At 63.4% G+C, this 17,030-nt stretch carries 14 protein-coding genes; 2 read left to right on the top strand and 12 right to left on the bottom strand.

Features of this window, described 5'->3' with window-relative positions:
• Nucleotides 1-49 precede the first annotated feature (49 nt).
• Nucleotides 50-1,207: an acetylornithine deacetylase gene (gene argE / locus FJ967_RS04240; protein ID WP_140730449.1), complete on the top strand. Its 1,158-nt coding sequence runs from the start codon at nt 50-52 to the stop codon at nt 1,205-1,207.
• A gap of 15 nt (nt 1,208-1,222) precedes the next feature.
• On the opposite strand, the gene FJ967_RS04235 is transcribed toward argE, so the two are convergent.
• Genes FJ967_RS04235 through FJ967_RS04215 form a run of 5 tightly spaced genes read right to left on the bottom strand, consistent with a single transcriptional unit; the run spans nt 1,223 to nt 6,158 of the window.
• Nucleotides 1,223-2,158, bottom strand: a complete 936-nt coding sequence (locus tag FJ967_RS04235) for a LysR family transcriptional regulator (RefSeq protein WP_140730448.1) — start codon at nt 2,156-2,158, stop codon at nt 1,223-1,225.
• A gap of 48 nt (nt 2,159-2,206) precedes the next feature.
• A complete protein-coding gene (locus FJ967_RS04230) occupies nt 2,207-3,697 on the bottom strand; it encodes an aldehyde dehydrogenase (protein WP_140730447.1) in 1,491 nt (496 codons plus the stop codon).
• Between the two features lie 20 nt (nt 3,698-3,717).
• A complete protein-coding gene (locus FJ967_RS04225; protein ID WP_140730446.1) occupies nt 3,718-4,392 on the bottom strand; it encodes a DUF1028 domain-containing protein in 675 nt (224 codons plus the stop codon).
• A 6-nt stretch (nt 4,393-4,398) separates the two neighbouring features.
• A complete protein-coding gene (locus FJ967_RS04220) occupies nt 4,399-4,839 on the bottom strand; it encodes a RidA family protein (RefSeq protein ID WP_140730445.1) in 441 nt (146 codons plus the stop codon).
• 44 nt (nt 4,840-4,883) lie between these two features.
• On the bottom strand, nt 4,884-6,158 hold the full coding sequence (locus FJ967_RS04215; RefSeq protein WP_140730444.1) for an NAD(P)/FAD-dependent oxidoreductase: 1,275 nt from the start codon (nt 6,156-6,158) through the stop codon (nt 4,884-4,886).
• A gap of 382 nt (nt 6,159-6,540) precedes the next feature.
• Here FJ967_RS04215 and FJ967_RS04210 point away from each other — a divergent pair, with 382 nt between their 5' ends.
• Nucleotides 6,541-8,160 carry a GMC family oxidoreductase N-terminal domain-containing protein gene (locus FJ967_RS04210; protein ID WP_140730443.1) on the top strand — a complete coding sequence of 540 codons (1,620 nt, stop codon included), beginning with the start codon at nt 6,541-6,543 and terminating at the stop codon, nt 8,158-8,160.
• An 83-nt stretch (nt 8,161-8,243) separates the two neighbouring features.
• Here the strand turns inward: FJ967_RS04210 and FJ967_RS04205 are convergent, their stop codons facing one another.
• From FJ967_RS04205 to FJ967_RS04175, 7 genes are all read right to left on the bottom strand, one after another.
• Entirely contained in the window at nt 8,244-9,002 is a 759-nt protein-coding gene (locus tag FJ967_RS04205) for an ABC transporter ATP-binding protein (protein ID WP_210243558.1), read from the bottom strand.
• Between the two features lie 122 nt (nt 9,003-9,124).
• On the bottom strand, nt 9,125-9,928 hold the full coding sequence (locus FJ967_RS04200) for an ABC transporter permease (RefSeq protein WP_140730441.1): 804 nt from the start codon (nt 9,926-9,928) through the stop codon (nt 9,125-9,127).
• Between the two features lie 92 nt (nt 9,929-10,020).
• Nucleotides 10,021-11,004 carry an ABC transporter substrate-binding protein gene (locus FJ967_RS04195; protein ID WP_140730440.1) on the bottom strand — a complete coding sequence of 328 codons (984 nt, stop codon included), beginning with the start codon at nt 11,002-11,004 and terminating at the stop codon, nt 10,021-10,023.
• Between the two features lie 465 nt (nt 11,005-11,469).
• Nucleotides 11,470-13,392, bottom strand: coding sequence for a dipeptide ABC transporter ATP-binding protein (locus FJ967_RS04190; protein ID WP_210243551.1), 1,923 nt, complete (start codon nt 13,390-13,392; stop codon nt 11,470-11,472).
• A 50-nt stretch (nt 13,393-13,442) separates the two neighbouring features.
• A complete protein-coding gene (locus tag FJ967_RS04185) occupies nt 13,443-14,303 on the bottom strand; it encodes an ABC transporter permease (RefSeq protein WP_140730438.1) in 861 nt (286 codons plus the stop codon).
• Entirely contained in the window at nt 14,300-15,313 is a 1,014-nt protein-coding gene (locus FJ967_RS04180; RefSeq protein WP_140730437.1) for an ABC transporter permease, read from the bottom strand. The genes FJ967_RS04185 and FJ967_RS04180 overlap by 4 nt, the downstream gene beginning before the upstream one ends.
• 2 nt (nt 15,314-15,315) lie before the next feature.
• Nucleotides 15,316-16,962 carry an ABC transporter substrate-binding protein gene (locus FJ967_RS04175; RefSeq protein WP_140730436.1) on the bottom strand — a complete coding sequence of 549 codons (1,647 nt, stop codon included), beginning with the start codon at nt 16,960-16,962 and terminating at the stop codon, nt 15,316-15,318.
• Between the last annotated feature and the right edge of the window lie 68 nt (nt 16,963-17,030).

Raw genomic sequence — 17,030 nt, 5'->3', positions numbered from 1 at the left:
TCGGCGGCATGATGCTAGACAGCCAGCACCGACAGCGCGAGACAGGACCATGGACAGTATCAGGATACTCGAAAAGCTGATCGCATTCCCGACGGTGAGCCGCGACACCAACCTCGACCTGATCGGCTATGTGACCGACCTGCTCGGAACCAGCGGCATCGCCTGCCAGATCGTCCGCAGCGCGGACGGGCATAAGGCCAATCTGTTTGCAACCATCGGCCCTGCCGACAGGCCTGGCGTCATGTTGTCCGGCCACACCGACGTCGTTCCCGTCGACGGCCAGGCCTGGACGCTGCCCCCGTTCGAAATGACCGAGCGCGACGGCAAGCTTTATGGGCGCGGCGCCACCGACATGAAGGGTTTTGTGGCCTCAGCGCTCGCCGCCTGCGTCAAGGCCTCTGGGATGACGCTTCGGACGCCGTTGCACCTGGCGCTCTCCTATGACGAGGAGGTCGGGTGCCTCGGCGTGCGCGACCTGATCGAAATGCTGAGCGCGGCGCCGCAACGGCCACTGCTGTGCATCGTCGGCGAGCCGACCACCATGCAGGTGGCGACAGGCCACAAGGGCAAGCTTGCGGCTCGCGCCGTCTGCAGGGGACGCGAAGGCCATTCGGCGCTTGCCCCGCTGGCGCTCAACGCCATCCATCTCGGCTGCGACTTCGTGCGTGCGTTGCGCGACGAACAGGACCGGCTGGCCCGTGAAGGCGCCCGCGACGGCGACTACGACATTGCCTACACGACGGTGCATGTCGGCAAGATCAATGCCGGCGTCGCGCTCAACATCGTGCCTAATCTCTGCCAGGTCGATTTCGAGATCCGCAACATTGCCGCCGACGATGCCGCCCGCATTCTCGAGAGGCTGCGCGACGCCGCCGCGCGCATCGCCCGGGACGCCGCTTCGATCGCAGCCGAGGCGGCGATCGATATCGAGATCACCAACACCTATCCCGGCCTCGACACACCGGCCGCATCGGAAGCGGTGGCCTTCGTCAGGTCGCTGACCGGTGCCAACGCCACGATGAAAGTCGCGTTCGGCACGGAGGGCGGATTGTTCAGCCGCGATCTCGGCACGCCGACCGTCGTCTGCGGGCCGGGCTCGATGGCGCAGGGACACAAACCGGATGAATTTGTCAGCGTCGAACAGCTGCGGCGTTGCGACGAGATGCTGAGCAGATTGCTGGAACGGCTGACAGACGGCTGGCCGTGAGCCGCCTGGCAGTCCTCACTTGACGATGCGTTCGGTGCCGAAAACGCCCTGCTCGACGACGAAACGGCGGCAATGATCGATGAAGGCCTGCACCGTCAGCGTGCGGTGCTCGGCGTTTGGCAAGGCAATGCCAATGGTGAGCGGTCTGAGGTCGCCCAGCAAAGGCACGAAGACCAGCAATTTGCCGTCAGGCGACATGGTGTTGAGCGGCCGCATATTGGCGATGCCGTAGCCGAAGCCATTGGCGACCATGGAGCGCATCACGGCGATGTCGCCGGTACGCTCGGCGATCTTGGGCCGCAAGCCCTTGGGCTGGAAAGCCGAGAGGAAATATTCCCTGCTGTAGGGCAGATCGAGCAGCACCATCGGCTCGTCGACCAGTTCCTCGGGCGTGATGCCGGCCTTTCCCGCCAGACGATGCGCGGCCGGCAGCATCACATAGGCCGGCAGTTGCATCAGCGGCTCGAAGGTCATGTCCTGCGACAGCTCGAGATCATATGTGAGTGCGGCGTCTACTTCGCCACGCTGCAGCATCTCGAACAATTGCCCCTGGTTGCGCTCGAATTGCCTGACGCGCACATCCGGGTAGGCGTCCTCGAACTTCTTGCGCAGCGCCGGCAGCACGATCTGCGCGAAGGTGAGCAGGCAGCCGATCGCCAGCGGTCCGCGCACCTTTTCGGCGATGTCGCCGGCAATGTCGTGCAGCGCGTCGGCGTCGTTGAGCAGGCGCGCGGCTTCTTTGAGGAACAGGCGCCCGCCGGCGGTCAGCGCCAAGGCATGCGAGTGCTTGCGCACGAAAAGCTGAACGCCGAATTCGGCTTCGAGCTGGGCGATCGAGGCCGAGATCGACGGTGGCGAGACATTCACCTGCTCGGCCGCCTTGGCGATCGAACCTGCTTCGCCAACGGCGACGAAGTACTCGAGTTGTCTGAGCGTGAAGCGGAGCGGCATGGTTCTATGTTGCCGGTTTGCAGCCGGTGATCAAGTCGCGGCCACTCCTCAGTACTTGATCCAGGTGGTCTTCAGCGCGGTGTATTTGTCGAGCGCGTGCAGCGACAGGTCACGCCCGAAGCCGGACTGCTTGAACCCGCCGAAGGGCGTCATCGGGCTCAGCGCATCGACGGTGTTCACCGAAACCGTGCCCGCGCGCAATCTGTCCGCGACGCGATGCGCCCGCGACAGGCTGTCGGTCCACAGCGATGCGGCGAGGCCGTAGATGCTGTCATTGGCGATGCGAAGCGCCTCCTCTTCGCTGTCGAAGGCGATCACCGACAGCACCGGACCGAAAATCTCGTCGCGGGCAAGCGGATCGTCGGGCGAGACGTCGTCGAAGATCGTGGGTTGCACGAAACTGCCGCGCCCATCGACGGCGACGCGGTCGCCGCCCGTCACCAGCCGCGCCGACTTCCTGCCACCATCGATGAAGCGCATGACGGTCGCGGCGTGGCGCGCATCCACCATCGCACCCATCCTGGACGCGGGGTCGAGCGGATCGCCGGGCTGTGTCGCCGCCGCGCGCTCCGCCAGTCTCTCGACCAACGCATCCTTGATGCCGCGCTCCACCAGAAGCCGGGAATTGGCCGAGCACACCTGTCCCTGGTTGAAGAAGATGCCGAAGGCGGCCATGTCGGCGGCCGCATCCAGATCGCCGCAATCGGCGAACACCAGATTGGGGCTCTTGCCACCGGTCTCCAGCCAGACCTGCTTCATGTTCGACTGGCCGGAATATTGCAGGAACATCTTGCCGACAGCTGTTGATCCCGTGAAGGCCAGGCAATCCACATCCATATGGCGGCCAAGCGCCTGGCCAGCCGTCTCGCCGAGGCCGGGCACCACATTGAGCACGCCGGCGGGCAGCCCCGCCTCCATGGCAAGCTCGGCCAGCCTGAGTGCCGAGAAAGGCGATTGCTCGGCGGGTTTCAGCACCACCGAATTGCCCGCGGCCAGCGCCGGTGCGCATTTCCAGGTCGCCATATCGAGCGGGAAATTCCATGGCACCACCGCTCCGACGACGCCAAGCGGCTCACGCCGCACCAGAGCGAGGTCGCCCTGCCCTGTCGGCGCCACCTCGTCATAGACCTTGTCGATTGCCTCGGCATACCACTGGAAGGTCGCCGCCGACCCCGGCACGTCGATGGTGGCGGCATCCTTGACCAACTTGCCCATATCAAGCGATTCCAGCAGCGCGAACTCCTGCAGGTTCTCGCGCAGCAATTGCGCCAGGCGCAGAAGCACCTCCTTGCGATGCGCGGGGCTGGTTCGCGACCAGACGCCGGCCTCGAAACTGCGCCGCGCCGCGGCGACGGCAAGGTCGATATCCTCTTCCCCGCAGGAAGCGACCTCGGCGAGCGTTGCTCCCGTGGCCGGATTGATGCTGGCGAAGGTCCGCCCGGAGCGCGCGGGCACCGCCTTGCCGTCGATGAAGGCCCGGTCGCGAAAACGGATAGCGGACGCCTTGCCTATCCAATCCCTATGACTGAGTTCGCTCATGCCGGCTCCGGATTGTCGGACTATTCGTCACCAGGGACGCCGTAGCTCGGCGCACCGGATGGATTGAGGGCGCGCGTGACATAGGCATCGAGCTGAGGCTTGTAGATGTCCCACACCGTTGCCAGTTGCTCGACAGGACAATCCTCGGTCCAGTCGCAACGCAGATCGGCAACGGGCCATGAGACATCACGCACCAGCTTCATACCGGCCGAGCGGACAGGCCCTGCCTCGCCGCCGGCCTTGAGCGCGGCGCGCATGGTGGCGATCAACCGGTCGCCGAGGTCGCCTGCGGAGGCGAGGAAGGCATCGACCATGGCGGAAGGGACGCCGTCATTGGCAAGCAGGTTGCCGCCGCAGGCGACATTCTCGCCGCGCGCCTCGGCCCAGATGCCGAGCGCTTTCGGCCCGGAGTGGATCGCGCTGCCGCCCTGGGCGTCGACAGCCAGTATCTGCCTGTATTCGATAAAAGCACCCGTGCGCTTCAGGATCGCGACGGCCTCCGCGGCGGAGGCGCCGCGCGCCATCAGCTCCAGTGCCCGCGTCCCGAGCGTCGGGTCGGTGACGTTCTGGCTGGCGACCGCGCCGACGCCGGCCTGTGCATAGGCGCAGCGCGCCGCGACAGCCGGAGACGACGAGGACACCGCCACTCCAAACATGCCCGTGCGCCGGCACCTTGCGACAATAGAGAAGGTCATGACGCTTTAGCCCTGAATGATGGCGGCGCCATCATCCGGGATGACGGCGGTGCCGTCGATCTCGACCAGCCATTCCGGCCGCGCCAGGGCCGACACGACAAGGCCGGTCGAAACCGGATGAACGCCCCTGATATATTCGCCCATCGTCCGGTAAACCGCTTCGCGATGGCGGACATCGGTGATGTAGACAACCACCTTCACCAGATGCTCCATGGTGCCGCCGCATTCCTCGATGAGTTGCCTGATGTTCTGCATCACCTTGTGGGTCTGCTCGACCGGATCATGGCTTTCGATGTTCTTGGCGGTGTCGAGGTCCTGCGGACACTGCCCGCGCAGATAGATCGTGCGGCCACCCCGCGTGACGACCGCCTGGCACAGATCATTGTCGAGCTTCTGCTCGGGATAGGTGTCCTTCGTATTGAAGGTACGAATTCGGGTATGCTTCATCTTGGTCTCCATCAGGTCAGGCTCGCGGCAGCCGTCGGCGGCGCTCAAGCGTCCACGGTCTCGCGCTTTGCCGCGGCGTGATAAGCGAGATATTTGCGCTGCGTCGAAATGCGGTCGGCCACGTGCTTGGCATCGTGCCACACACCCCAGATGAAGCTCGACCCCCGGCGCGACTGCCAGGGCAGTCCCAGGAAATAGATCCCCGGCTCGGTCGAGACACCGCGCTGATGCTTCGGCCGGCCCTTCTCATCGAAGGCATCGACCTTGAGCCAGCTGTAGTCGACGGCAAAGCCTGTCGCCCAGATGATGGAACCTATCCCGGCCTCGTTCAGATCGAGTTCGAGGATCGGATTGGTCACGCAGTCCGGGTCGGGGCCGATCCGGCGGGCAGCGGGTTCTTCGGGAAGGTCGAGACCGTTGCGCGCGACATAGGCGTCGGCTTCGTCCAGCAGCGACATCAGATTGGCGTCGCCACGGGCGATGTTTTTGCCAAGATCAGGCGCGAAGGTCATCAGCCCGTCCTGACAGGTCTTTGTCATGCCGACGAGCGTAAGCCCCTGCGCGGCCAGGCGGCGGAAATCGATCGTTTCGCCGCCGCGCGCGCCGCTCACCGCGATCGTTACGTGCTCAGTGCCCGGTCCCGGGGTTTCGAGGTCCCATTTGCCGAGCACGCCCAGCCACCAGCAGAAGTCGCGGCCGCGATAGGCGCGCGGCGGGCGGTCGTGCGCGCCGACCGAGAGATAGACGCGTCTGCCCGCACGCTGAAGTTCGTCCGCGATCTGGACGCCCGAGGATCCCGCGCCGACCACCAGCACCGCGCCTTTCGGCAATTGCGCCGGGTTGCGGTAGGCGCTGGAGTGGATTTGCAGGATGCCGGCATCGGCAGGAACGACGGTCGGGATGACCGGCACCTGGAAAGGCCCGGTCGCCGCGACAACGCTGTTGGCCTCGATCGCGCCATCGGATGTCTCGACGCGGAATCCGGGCCTGCCGGTATTTCTTTGCACGGACCTGACCTCGACGCCGCTGCGGATCGGCGCATTGATCTGTTTGGCGTAGGCGACAAAATAGTCGGCAACCTCCTCCTTGGAGGGAAAGCCATCGGGACCGGTAAGCGGAAACTCCATGCCCGGGAAGCGATCGTGCCAGGCCGGGCCATTGGCAACCAGGGAGTCCCAGCGCTGCGAGCGCCAGCGTTCGGCGATGCGGCCGCGTTCGAGAACGAGATGAGGCACGCCGCACTTGCTCAGGTGCTCGCTCATGGCCACCCCTGCCTGGCCACCGCCAACGACAAGCGTGTCTATCGTCTCAACCGACATGCCCAGTCCTTTTCTGACCATCCGACAGCGCCCGCCGCACGGGATGAAACTGATCTCCAACGGCTGGCAGATGCTGCCGGGAGTGATCCATTTCGCCGTGTTCCAGATAAGCAGTTGCGCCATCCGCTCGTCTTGTTATGGGCTCACAAGTAACAGCACGTGCCGGGGGGCGCCCATAACGAATCTCCGAAGTCACGCGTAACCATTTCCGAATTTCTCGCGCCGGTGGACGCTTCTACAGTTTCAGAGGTCGGGTCCGCGGCGCCGCATGTGACGGCAAGCGAGCCGGGCACGTGTCGGCACGGATTGGTTCTGGAACAGGATGCGCTTCGGCGGCGGCCATTCCTCAGGACCTTGAGCGCGGCATCCTCGAGGGGTTGGCATGAAGATCGACAGCTATGACTACATCATCGTCGGCGCGGGTTCGGCCGGCTGCGTGGTGGCCAATCGGCTGAGCGCCGATCCATCGGCCAGGGTCTGCCTGGTGGAGGCGGGCGGCAGCGACGACAGCCTGCGGGTGAAGGTGCCGGCAGGCATTCTGTCGCTCTATGGCAACCCGAACTACGACTATTGTTTCGTCGGCGTGCCGCAGCCCCATCTCAACAACCGCAGCATTCCGGTCAACCGCGGCAAGGCACTGGGCGGATCGAGTTCGATCAACTCGATGGTCTATATTCGCGGCGCCGCGGAGGATTATGATGAATGGGCCGAACTCGGCTGCGCCGGCTGGGCCTATAGCGACGTGCTGCCCGTGTTCAGGAAGCTGGAGCGCAATCTGGTCGCCCAGGATCCACGCTACCACGGCACAGACGGCGAGCTGCTGGTCGACAATCCGCGCGATCCGAACGTGCTTTCCAGCATGTTCGTCAAGGCAGGGAAAAATGCCGGCCTGCCCGCCAATAGCGACTTCAACGCCGCAAGCCAGTTCGGCCTCGGCATCTACAACGTCACCCAGGACCGGGGCCAGCGCTTCAGCAGCTTCACCGCCTTCATGCGCCCGGTGCTCGGGCGCGAGAACCTGACAGTGCTCAGCGCATGCGAGGTGATCGACCTTGTCATCGCCGAAGGCCGCGTCACTGGACTGCGCGTACGCCATGGCGGCCAGCAGAAAATGCTGTCGGCCAAGCGCGAGATCGTGCTCTCGGCCGGGGCCATCAACTCGCCCAGGATCCTGATGGCGTCCGGCATCGGCCCGGCAGGCGAACTCAGGCAGATCGGCATCACGCCTGTTCTCGACCTGCCTGGCGTCGGCAAAAACCTGCAGGACCACGTCGACGGCATGATCACCGTGCGCTCCAGCAGCACCAGGACGCTCGGCTTGTCGCTTGCCAACTTGCCCCGTATCGCGGCATCACCATTCCAGTATTTCGCCCGCCGCAAGGGTATGCTCACCACCAATTATGTCGAGGCCGGCGGCTTTGCCAAAACCAGGCACGCGAACGGCCTGCCCGACATTCAGTTCCACTTCGTGCCGGGTTATCGCAGCCATCGCGGCAAGCTCATCGAATATGGCCACGGCTACGCCATTCACACCTGTGTGCTCAGACCGAAAAGCGTCGGCGAGATCAGGCTGTCACGCGACAGTTCCAGTCGCGACGTGCTCATCGACCATCGCTTCTTCACGGACGAAGACGACGCCATGGTGCTGGTCGAAGGCATCAAGATCGCGCGCAAGATTTTCGCCGCATCCGAGTTCGACGCGGTGCGTGGCAAGGAGATGCTTCCGGGCAAGGACGTCCGCACCGACGACGAGATCCTCGCCTATCTGCGCGCCGAAGCGCTGACCGTCTACCACCCTGTCGGCACCTGCAAGATGGGAACCGACGCGATGGCCGTCGTCGATCCGGCAACGCTGAAAGTGCGTGGCGTGGATGGGCTGCGGGTCGCGGATGCCTCGATCATGCCGAAGCTGATCGGCGGCAACACCAACGCGCCGAGCATGATGATCGGACAGAGGGCCGCGGAGATGATCCTGGGCTCGGCGCATGGCGGCCATGGATAGAGATCGCCGGCCTTCGACGCTCTCGCGGTTCAGCGTTTGGTATCGCTGAACCGCGTCAACGCGACCCCATTGCGGAATTGCGCTCAGTGATCCTCGTCGATCTCGTCGTGCAGGAGCCCGAGGATGCGGCGCTTGAGCGCGATGAATTCGGGTTCGAGAATCACGTCCATCGAGCGCGGCCGCGGGATGTCGACCTTGATCTCGGCCTTGATCTTGCCGGGCCGGGCCGTCATCACCAGGACGCGATCTCCCAGCACCAGCGCCTCGTCGATATCGTGGGTGACGAACAGCACCGTCTTTTGCTGCCGCTCCCAGACACGCAGAAGCAGCTTCTGCATGGTGCCGCGCGTCTGGCTGTCGAGAGCGCCGAAGGGCTCGTCCATCAATAGAACGGCCGGGTCATTGGCAAGGGCGCGCGCGATCGCCACGCGCTGCTTCATGCCGCCCGAGAGCTGGGCCGGATAATGGTCGGCGAAGGGAGCGAGACCGACCTCGTCGAGATACTGGTCGACGATCTGCTTGCGCTGCGCGGCGGGCAGGCCCTTACGCCTGGGGCCATATTCGACGTTGGCGCGCACCGTCAGCCACGGAAACAAGGTGTAGCTCTGGAACACCATGCCCCTGTCGGGGCCGGGTTCGATCACTTCCCTGCCGTCGACCTTGATGCTGCCCGACGTCGCGTCATTGAGGCCGGCCGCAAGGTAGAGCAGGCTCGATTTGCCGCATCCCGAAGGGCCGACGATGACGCAGAATTCGTTCCTGGCCACCTTGAGCGAGACATCGTCCAGTGCCAGCACGCCGTTGGCGTCGCCGTAACGCAATGTCACGTCCTGGATGGCCATCGTCGTGCCGGTCGAATGCGGATCGCCGGCCGCCGAGGCGGTGCCGGCCAGATTTTTCGCCTTGATGGTTTCGGTCATTGCCATCCTTGATTCGACTGCGGTTTGCGAGCTTGCGTTCAAAATCAGGGTGCCCATGGCGCGACCCTCGACCGGACAATGCGGAACGCCGTGTCGGTGATGAGGCCCAGAAGCCCGATCGCGGCGATGGCCATGAAGATCACATCGACCTGGAAGCCGCGCATCGCCTTGAGGCTGATATAGCCGAGCCCGCTCGACGCGGCGACGAGCTCGGCCACCACCAGATAAGTCCAGGCCCAGCCCATCGTGACGCGAAGCGTGTCGAGGATCGCTGGAAGTGCTGCCGGGAAAATGACATGCCACACGGCTTCGCTGCGCTTGGTGCCCAAGGTGTAGGAGGCGTTGACCAGATCTCTGGAGACGCTGCGCGCGCAGTCCGAAATCATCACCAGCTGCTGGAAGAAGGTGCCGAAGAAGATGACCGCTATGCGCTGCTCGATACCGATGCCGATCCAAAGGATGAACAGGGGCACGAAAGAGGTCACGGGCAGGTAGCGGATGAAGTTCACCAAGGGCTCCAGCGGCGCCTGTACGACCCGGTAAGTTCCCATCCATAGCCCCAGCGGCACCGAAATCAGCGAGGAGACGATGAAGCCCAGGATCACCACCTTGGCGCTGGTGAAGGTATGGTAGAGAAGGCTGCCGTCCAGGGACATGCGATAGGTGGTCTGCAGCACGGTTCCGGGCGTCGGCAGAAACATGTTCGGCACGACGCGACCGTAGGACAGCAGCGCCCATCCGCCGATCACGGCCACCCACATCGCCAACGCGAGTGCGGTCGCCGTGCTGGCGGGAATGTTGGCGAATGGGGTCGTCAGGCGCGTCCACGCCGTCCGCCTCTGTGCCATGGAATGGCCTCCGTTAGTCTTCTGAAACGCGAAATTCTGCCCAGTCGGCAAACCGGGTCGGCCCGGAAAGGACCGACCCGTTTTTCGAAGACTCACTGTTCCCTGATGAAATCGGTGTCGAGGATGGTTTTCGCGTCGATCGTCATCTTGAGCTTGCCGGCCTTGCCCCAGATGTCCTGCGCGAAGTTCACCAGGTCGGACGCCTCGCTCTTTTGCGGCGTGCCGAAGAATTCAAGGTTGCGGTTGCGGTCGTAATAGCGCACGCCCTTGGCGCCGGCGGCGAAGTCCTCGGGCTTTTCGAGATAGCCGCCAATGCCCTTGGCCATGATCTCATAGGCCTTTTCCGGGTTGGTCTTGATGTATTCGACTGCCTTGTAGTAGCCCTTGATCAGGGCTTTCACATCCTCGGGGTGTTTTTCGATCAGATCGCATTTGAGAGCGATGACGTCCACGATGAGGCCAGGGGTGGTCGTGGAATCGATCAGCACCTTGCCCTTGCCGCCCTTGCGGACTTCGGTGAGGTGCGGCTCCCAGGTCACGGCGGCGGGAACCTGGCCGGCGATGAAAGCGGTCGCCGCATCGTCGGCGGTCATGTTGGTGACGGTGACGTCGTCCTCGGTCATGCCTTCCTTTTTCAGGAGCACGTTGAACCAGAATTCGGAAACCGAGCCCTCGTTCAAGGCCACCTGCTGGCCCTTCAGATCCTTGAGCGACTTGACTTCGGGTTGGGTGATGACGCCATCGCCGCCATGGCTGTCGTCCAGCGCCAGGATATATTTGAAACAGAGATCGTCCGAACGGTACTTCATCAGTTCGTCGACGGTGGAGGCGGCGCCATCGAGGTCGCCGCCGGCGACCGCTGCCATGTAAAGCGCCGATTCCTCGATGACCTTCAGGTCGACATCGACACCGGCCTCCTTGAAGTAGCCGAGGTCGCGGGCAAGAAAGAGCGGCCCGTAGCCGACCCAGGTCGTCATGCCAAGACGGATGGCGCCGGCATCGGCAGGCGCGGCAAGCCCCAGGCCCAGCAGGCCTGCGCCGACCGCGCTCATCAGGCAATTTCGGAATGTCTTCATTGTCGTGATTCCCCTATGGCTGTTGCCGGCATCGGCCGCTTCGAAGCAGATATACCGGGCTGTGTTTCGGCAGCCGCTCTTGTTTGGGCGTCGCCTCCCAGCGAGCCTTGCGTGTTCTAAGGACCGCAAGAGAGCATCCGGGCCGGATCGCAAAAAGAAGTCTTTTTCTGCCCATTGCTTCGTCGAAACCGAAGCGGCCCTGATGTTGAAAGGCGGCAGGGGACCGCAGAGGGGATAGACCAGCGTGCGGCCAGGAAACCGCCAAGCCGCGCTCCGACACCACATCGCCAGGCTCGGCCTGCTTGGCCGGAGGGGCTGGCCCGTTTGGAAACGAGAGCTCGTCATCCGCAGCGGGGCCGTCAGCGGACTGGCCGTTTTCGTGTCATTCTGGATGGAATCGGACGCAGAATTCCGTTTCAAAAATCACATCGCCCTGGTCGGCAGACCAGTTCCGTGCATGCATCTTTAGGCTACGTTTTTAGGCCCGAGCTGACTCTGCATTCGCAACAATTCCTCCGGCCTGATATGGCAGTAAATTTGATGCCCGGAAGCAGCTTGCTGATATTCTGGGGCATGGGTCCGGCAGATATCGCCGATTACTCTCCCGCATCGCTGCACATAAGGACAACCACCCACCGCTTGTGTAGACGAAACTGCCGTCGTCTTTTTAGGCTCTTCAGAGTCATTTTGGCCTGACAATAACGCTTCGGTATAGGGATGCAGCGGCAGAGAGTAGACCTGGGACGCCGAGCCGACTTCCATCGGCTTGCCCCGAAAAAGCACGACAATGCGATCGCTGATTTGCCGCACCAAAGGCAGATCGTGACCAATGAACAGGATTGCCGTTCCGGTCCGCGTCCGGATGTCCTGCAACAACTCTATGATCGCCGCCTGGACCGAGACGTCCAGCGCCGATACACATTCGTCGGCGAGCAACAGGCGTGGTTGGCCCGCGAGCGCGCGGGCAATGGCGACGCGCTGGCGTTGACCGCCGGAGAGCGCCTTCGGCTTGCGGCTGCCGAGAGCGGGCAACAACGCGACAAGGCCAAGCAACTCACGCACGCGTGTTCCAAGCGGCGAAAGGTCACCCGAACCCACCTCGAGCTTTCTTATCGCGCGGCCGAGCGCCCAGCCGATCGTATGGGTGGGGTTCAAAGTAGAATCAGGATTTTGGAACACCATCTGCACTTGGCGCAGCAACGCGCGGTTGCGCTTGCGCACCGGCAGTTTGGCAATGTCGGTGCCGCCGACCATGATGGTTCCGGATGTCGCGACGTCAAAGCCGGCGATGATCTTGGCCAGCGTCGACTTGCCTGACCCGGACTCGCCGACCAGCCCGAGGATCTCGCCTTGCCGGATGTCGAGATCGATATCGTCATTGGCGACGAAGAGGTCCCCGCCCGAAGCCGGGTAGCTTTTGCGCAACTGCCGGATTGTTATGGCCGGCGGCGCGCCATCGAGCGATCTTGCTTCGGGAGCCCCTGCCTGCCTGGCGAAAGGAGGTATGTCTGCAAGCCTCGTGCAGCGCACGCGGTGCGCGCGGTCGAGCGTCACTGCGTCGAACGGCGCGTCGCACAGGCCAGCGAGATGGTGTTCGCAACGCGACGCGAACAGGCAACCCGGGCCGCGTTCATCCGGCGAGGGCACATGCCCGCGTATCGGCAGCAGGACGGCGCTCTGGCCGGGCAGGCACTTCACTAGGCCTTGCGTGTAAGGGTGCCGGGGATTTTCGAACACACTGCCCGCCGGAGCCTCCTCGACCAGGTCGCCGGCATAGAGAACGCCGACCCGGTCGCAGGCCTTCGCCACCAGGTTGAGGTTGTGCGAGATGAAGAGGAGCGAGGTGCCGAATTGCGTTCTGAGTTCTGCGATCAGCTTGATCACCGCTGCTTCGACGGTGACGTCGAGCCCGGAAGTCGGCTCGTCGAGCAGGATCAGGTCGGGCTGCGGCAGCAGCGCCATGGCAATCATTACGCGCTGCTGCTGTCCACCTGAAATCTGATGCGGGTAGCGCGCCATGATTGTACCGGGATTGTCGAAACCGACGCGCGACAGCATTTCAGCCGCTCGCTCCTTGCGGCCGGCAACGGGGGCATCGCTTTGCTCCAGCGCCTCGAGCAACTGGCGGCCGATGCGCATGGTGGGATTGAGGCTGGCGCCCGGATCTTGTTGGACGAATCCGATGCGCCGGCCGCGCAAGGCGCGCAACTGCTCGCGGCTGGCGCCGAGCAGGTCGATGCCGTCGTAGCTGATGCTGCCGCGCGCGCTGGCGATCCTGGGCAGATCGCCGATGATGACATTGGCGACGCTGCTCTTGCCACTGCCGGATTCGCCCACCAGGCCAAAGCTCTCGCCGCGGCCGATGGTGAAGGAAAGATCGCGCACCACCTGATCCGCGCCGTAGACGAGCGACAGGTTCTCGATCTGGAGAAGCGGGCTCATTGGTCCTCCTCCAGTCCGTCGGCCAGCATCGAGAAGCCGATGACCAGCGAACACATGGCAAGCCCGGGAAACAGCGCCATATACGGATAGACCGGGATCATCGTGACGTTCTCGGCGACCATCGAGCCCCAGTCCGGATCGGGCGGCGGCAGGCCGAGGCCGAGAAAGCCCAGCGTGCCAACTGTGACCACGGCAAGGCCGGCGCGCATCGATAGGTCGGCGAGCAGCGGTCCACGCGCATTGGGCAGGATTTCGAGGAACAGCGTGAACAGCACGCTCTCGCCGCGCATCTCGGCCGCCGCGACATAACCGTGCGTTCTGAGTTCGAGGGTCAGACCGCGTACGATGCGGCCGATGCTTGGCGCCGAAGCGAGCGTGATCGCAATGACGATATTGACTAGCGACGGACCAATCGAGGTGATCAGCACGATGTAGAGGATCAGCGTCGGGAACGACAGGATAATGTCGGAAAGGCCGGATATGGCGCGGTCGATGATGCCGCCGAAATAACCGGAAGCGAGTCCGATCGCCGTTCCAGCGCCGAACGCCGACGCGGTTGCGATCGGAACCACGATCAGGGTGGTGCGCGCGCCCCACAGGATGCGGGAAAGGATATCGCGCCCGAGCAGGTCGGTTCCGAGCCAATGCGTCGCGCTGGGGCCGAGATTTGACAGCGCATCCATATCCTGCGCGTTGGGCGGATAGGGCGAAATCCACGGTGCCAGCATCGCGACCGCGATCCAGAACAGGATCAAGGAAATGCCGAAGCGGGCACTGACGGTTTTCGGCCAGAAATGGCGCCACAGCCTGCGGTTCGCCGCGGCCGCCGATTTGTGGGGATCGCGGGTGTGCATCATGTCAGGCGCACGCGCGGATTGAGCGCTACATAGGAAATGTCGGCCAGCAACTGCGTGACCGCTGCGATGGCGAGGCTGAGCAAGGTGATGGTCTGCACCAGCGCCAGGTCGCCGAACAGCCCCGCCTGCAAGAGCAGGCGTCCGACGCCCGGATAGGCAAAGATCGACTCACAGACCACCACGCCACCGACCAGCCAGTTGATCTGCAGGAGAAGCACCGTCATTGGCGGGATCATGCCGTTGCGGATGACGTGACGGGTGACGATCCGGCGCTTGGTCAGCCCCTTGAGCAAGGCGGTTCGCACATAAGGTTTGGTCATCGTGTCGGCCATCGAGGCGCGCACGATGCGGGCGACATAGCCGACGGTCGCAAGCGTCAGCACTGCCGCGGGGAGGACCAACTGGCTGGCTATTGACCATTGCTCGGTCGCCAGCAGCGGGCTCGTTCCGGGCAGCCAGTTGAGATACGAAACGAATATGGTGAGAAGGATCACGCCCGCAGCATATTCGGGGATCGAGGTGACGATCAGGCAGCCGGTGCTCAGCAATCGGTCGAGTTGGGTGCCGGCATTCGCTCCCGCCAGGATGCCGATCAGCAGCGACAGCGGAACGATGAATGCCATCGCCACCGCACCGAGCAGCGCCGAGTTTTCCAACGGTCCGGCCAGCACATCGCGTACGGGCTGCTTGAACATCAGCGAATAGCCGAAATTGCCGAAATAACGGTCGCCCCGGCTATCGCTCAGATCGAGCTTAAGCGAGGGATCTCCGAGAGGGTTGGCCTTCAATCCGACCAGGACCGAAAGCCAGTTGACGTAGCGCTGCGGCAGCGACTGCGAGAGGCCGAGCTTCTGGTCGAGCAGCGCCACCTGGTTCGGCAAGGCGTAGGGGCCCAGGATCTGCCGCGATACGGTTCCAGGCGAGAACTCGGTGACGACGAACAGCAGAAAGCTGGAAATGATCGCCGTCACCAGAAGTTGCGTCAGCCGGCGCAGGGCAAAAGCCAGCATATCTAGGCTTTGAGCCAGAGATTTCTGGCGAAGATGTACTGGCTGGGGTGCATCGAGAAACCGCCGACGGCCTTCGCATAGAAGGTCGCCTGTTTGCGCCACGTCGCCTGGATCATCGGGCCGTCTTCCTGCAGGATCTTCTCGATCGGCTCCATGACCTTGCGGCGTTCGACAGGGTCGGCAACCGATTCCGCCTGCGTCAGCAATTTGTCGAACTCGGGATTGTTGTAGCCGGATTCATTCCACGGCGCACCCGACCTGTAGGCGAGGCCGATGTTCATGATGCCGAGCGGTCGATGCGCCCATGACGTCAGACCGACCGGCACCTTCGTCCACACATCGTAATAGGCCGAGGTCGGCATCAGATTGATGGTGGCGTTGACGCCGATCTGCTTCCACTGCTCGACGATCGCCTGGACGACCAGGATATGATAGGCGGGCGTCTTGGTGACCGCGACTTCGAATTGCAGGCCGTTGGGATAACCGGCCTCGGCAAGCAATTGCTTGGCGCGCGCGACATCCTGCTTGAAGTCCGGCAGCTTGAAATATTCGGGATGGACCGGCGCCACCATATGATCTTCGCCGGCGCTACCCATATCGCCAAGCGCGAGCTTGGCAACCGCCGCGTTGTCGACGCCGAGCCGCAGCGCCAGGCGCACTTTCGGATTGTCGAACGGCTTGTGGTCGACCCTGAAGCGCAATGCCGGGCCGTCGCCGGTCAGCACTTCGTAGAGCTGCAGAGTGGGCTGGTTGCGCAACAGCGGCATTTGCTGCGGTTCCGCGTTCAGGATACCCTGGATCTGGCCTGAAATCAGCGCTGCCGGCACAGCCGCACGTTCGTCGCCGTAATCGACGAATTCCAGCCTATCCAGGTAGGGCTTCTGGCCCCAGTAATTCTTGTTGGCCTCATAGATCACGTTGCGGCCCGGATTGAGCTCCGCCACCCGGAACGGACCGGTGCCGTTGATGCCGACCCTGAATTTCGGCGACGACGTCGGGTCGACCATGGCGAAGGAATAGTGGAACAGATGCTCCGGCACGGCGATCTGGGCGACTTTCAGGTTGAGCCGGACCGTGTGGTCGTCGACTTTCTCGATGGCATTGGCATCCCATAGCGAATGGGTCGCGTTGCCGTCGGCGCCCTTCGTTTCGTTGAGCATGTAGCCCTTCATCAAGCCGAGCACCGACGATCCGGTTTCATCGGTGAGCAGGCGCTTGATGTTCCAGGTGACATCATCGGCGGTGAAATCGCGGCCGTCCTGCCATTTCACGCCCTTACGCAAATTGAGGGTCCAACTGCGCAGGTCGTCGCTCGGCTTCCAGGAGTCGAGCAGATAGGGCCGGGTGATGTTGTCCGCCCCGGTTTCGGTCAAATATTCGAGCGCCTGCCGCGTCGCATTGGACTCATCGATGCTGGTCATCGTTGCCGGATCGGCCGACGAGTTCTTGTTCTCGATGCGGATTTTGCCGCCGGCCTTCGGCGTCTCCTCAGCGCGTGCCGGGCGGACCTGGCCTGCCATCGTCAGCGCGGCGGAAGCCGATACGCCAAGCAGGGTCGCCGTGCGCAGGAATTCTCGGCGGTCGATCTGGCGGTCGGCCAGTTGGGCGCGCAGGCGTGAAAGGTAGGTGTGGTCTTTTTCACCGGACACGGATTCTTCTCCCCTTGGTCGGACTCGTTGTTCGAGATTTTGCGCCGCCGATAGAGCCGGATCCTGCT

Origin of the sequence: Mesorhizobium sp. B2-3-4 (assembly GCF_006442315.1) — a bacterium.
Taxonomy (GTDB): Bacteria; Pseudomonadota; Alphaproteobacteria; order Rhizobiales; family Rhizobiaceae; genus Mesorhizobium.
The sequence above is the reverse complement of the archived record's forward strand: the minus strand, read 5'-3'. Positions and strand labels throughout refer to the sequence as shown.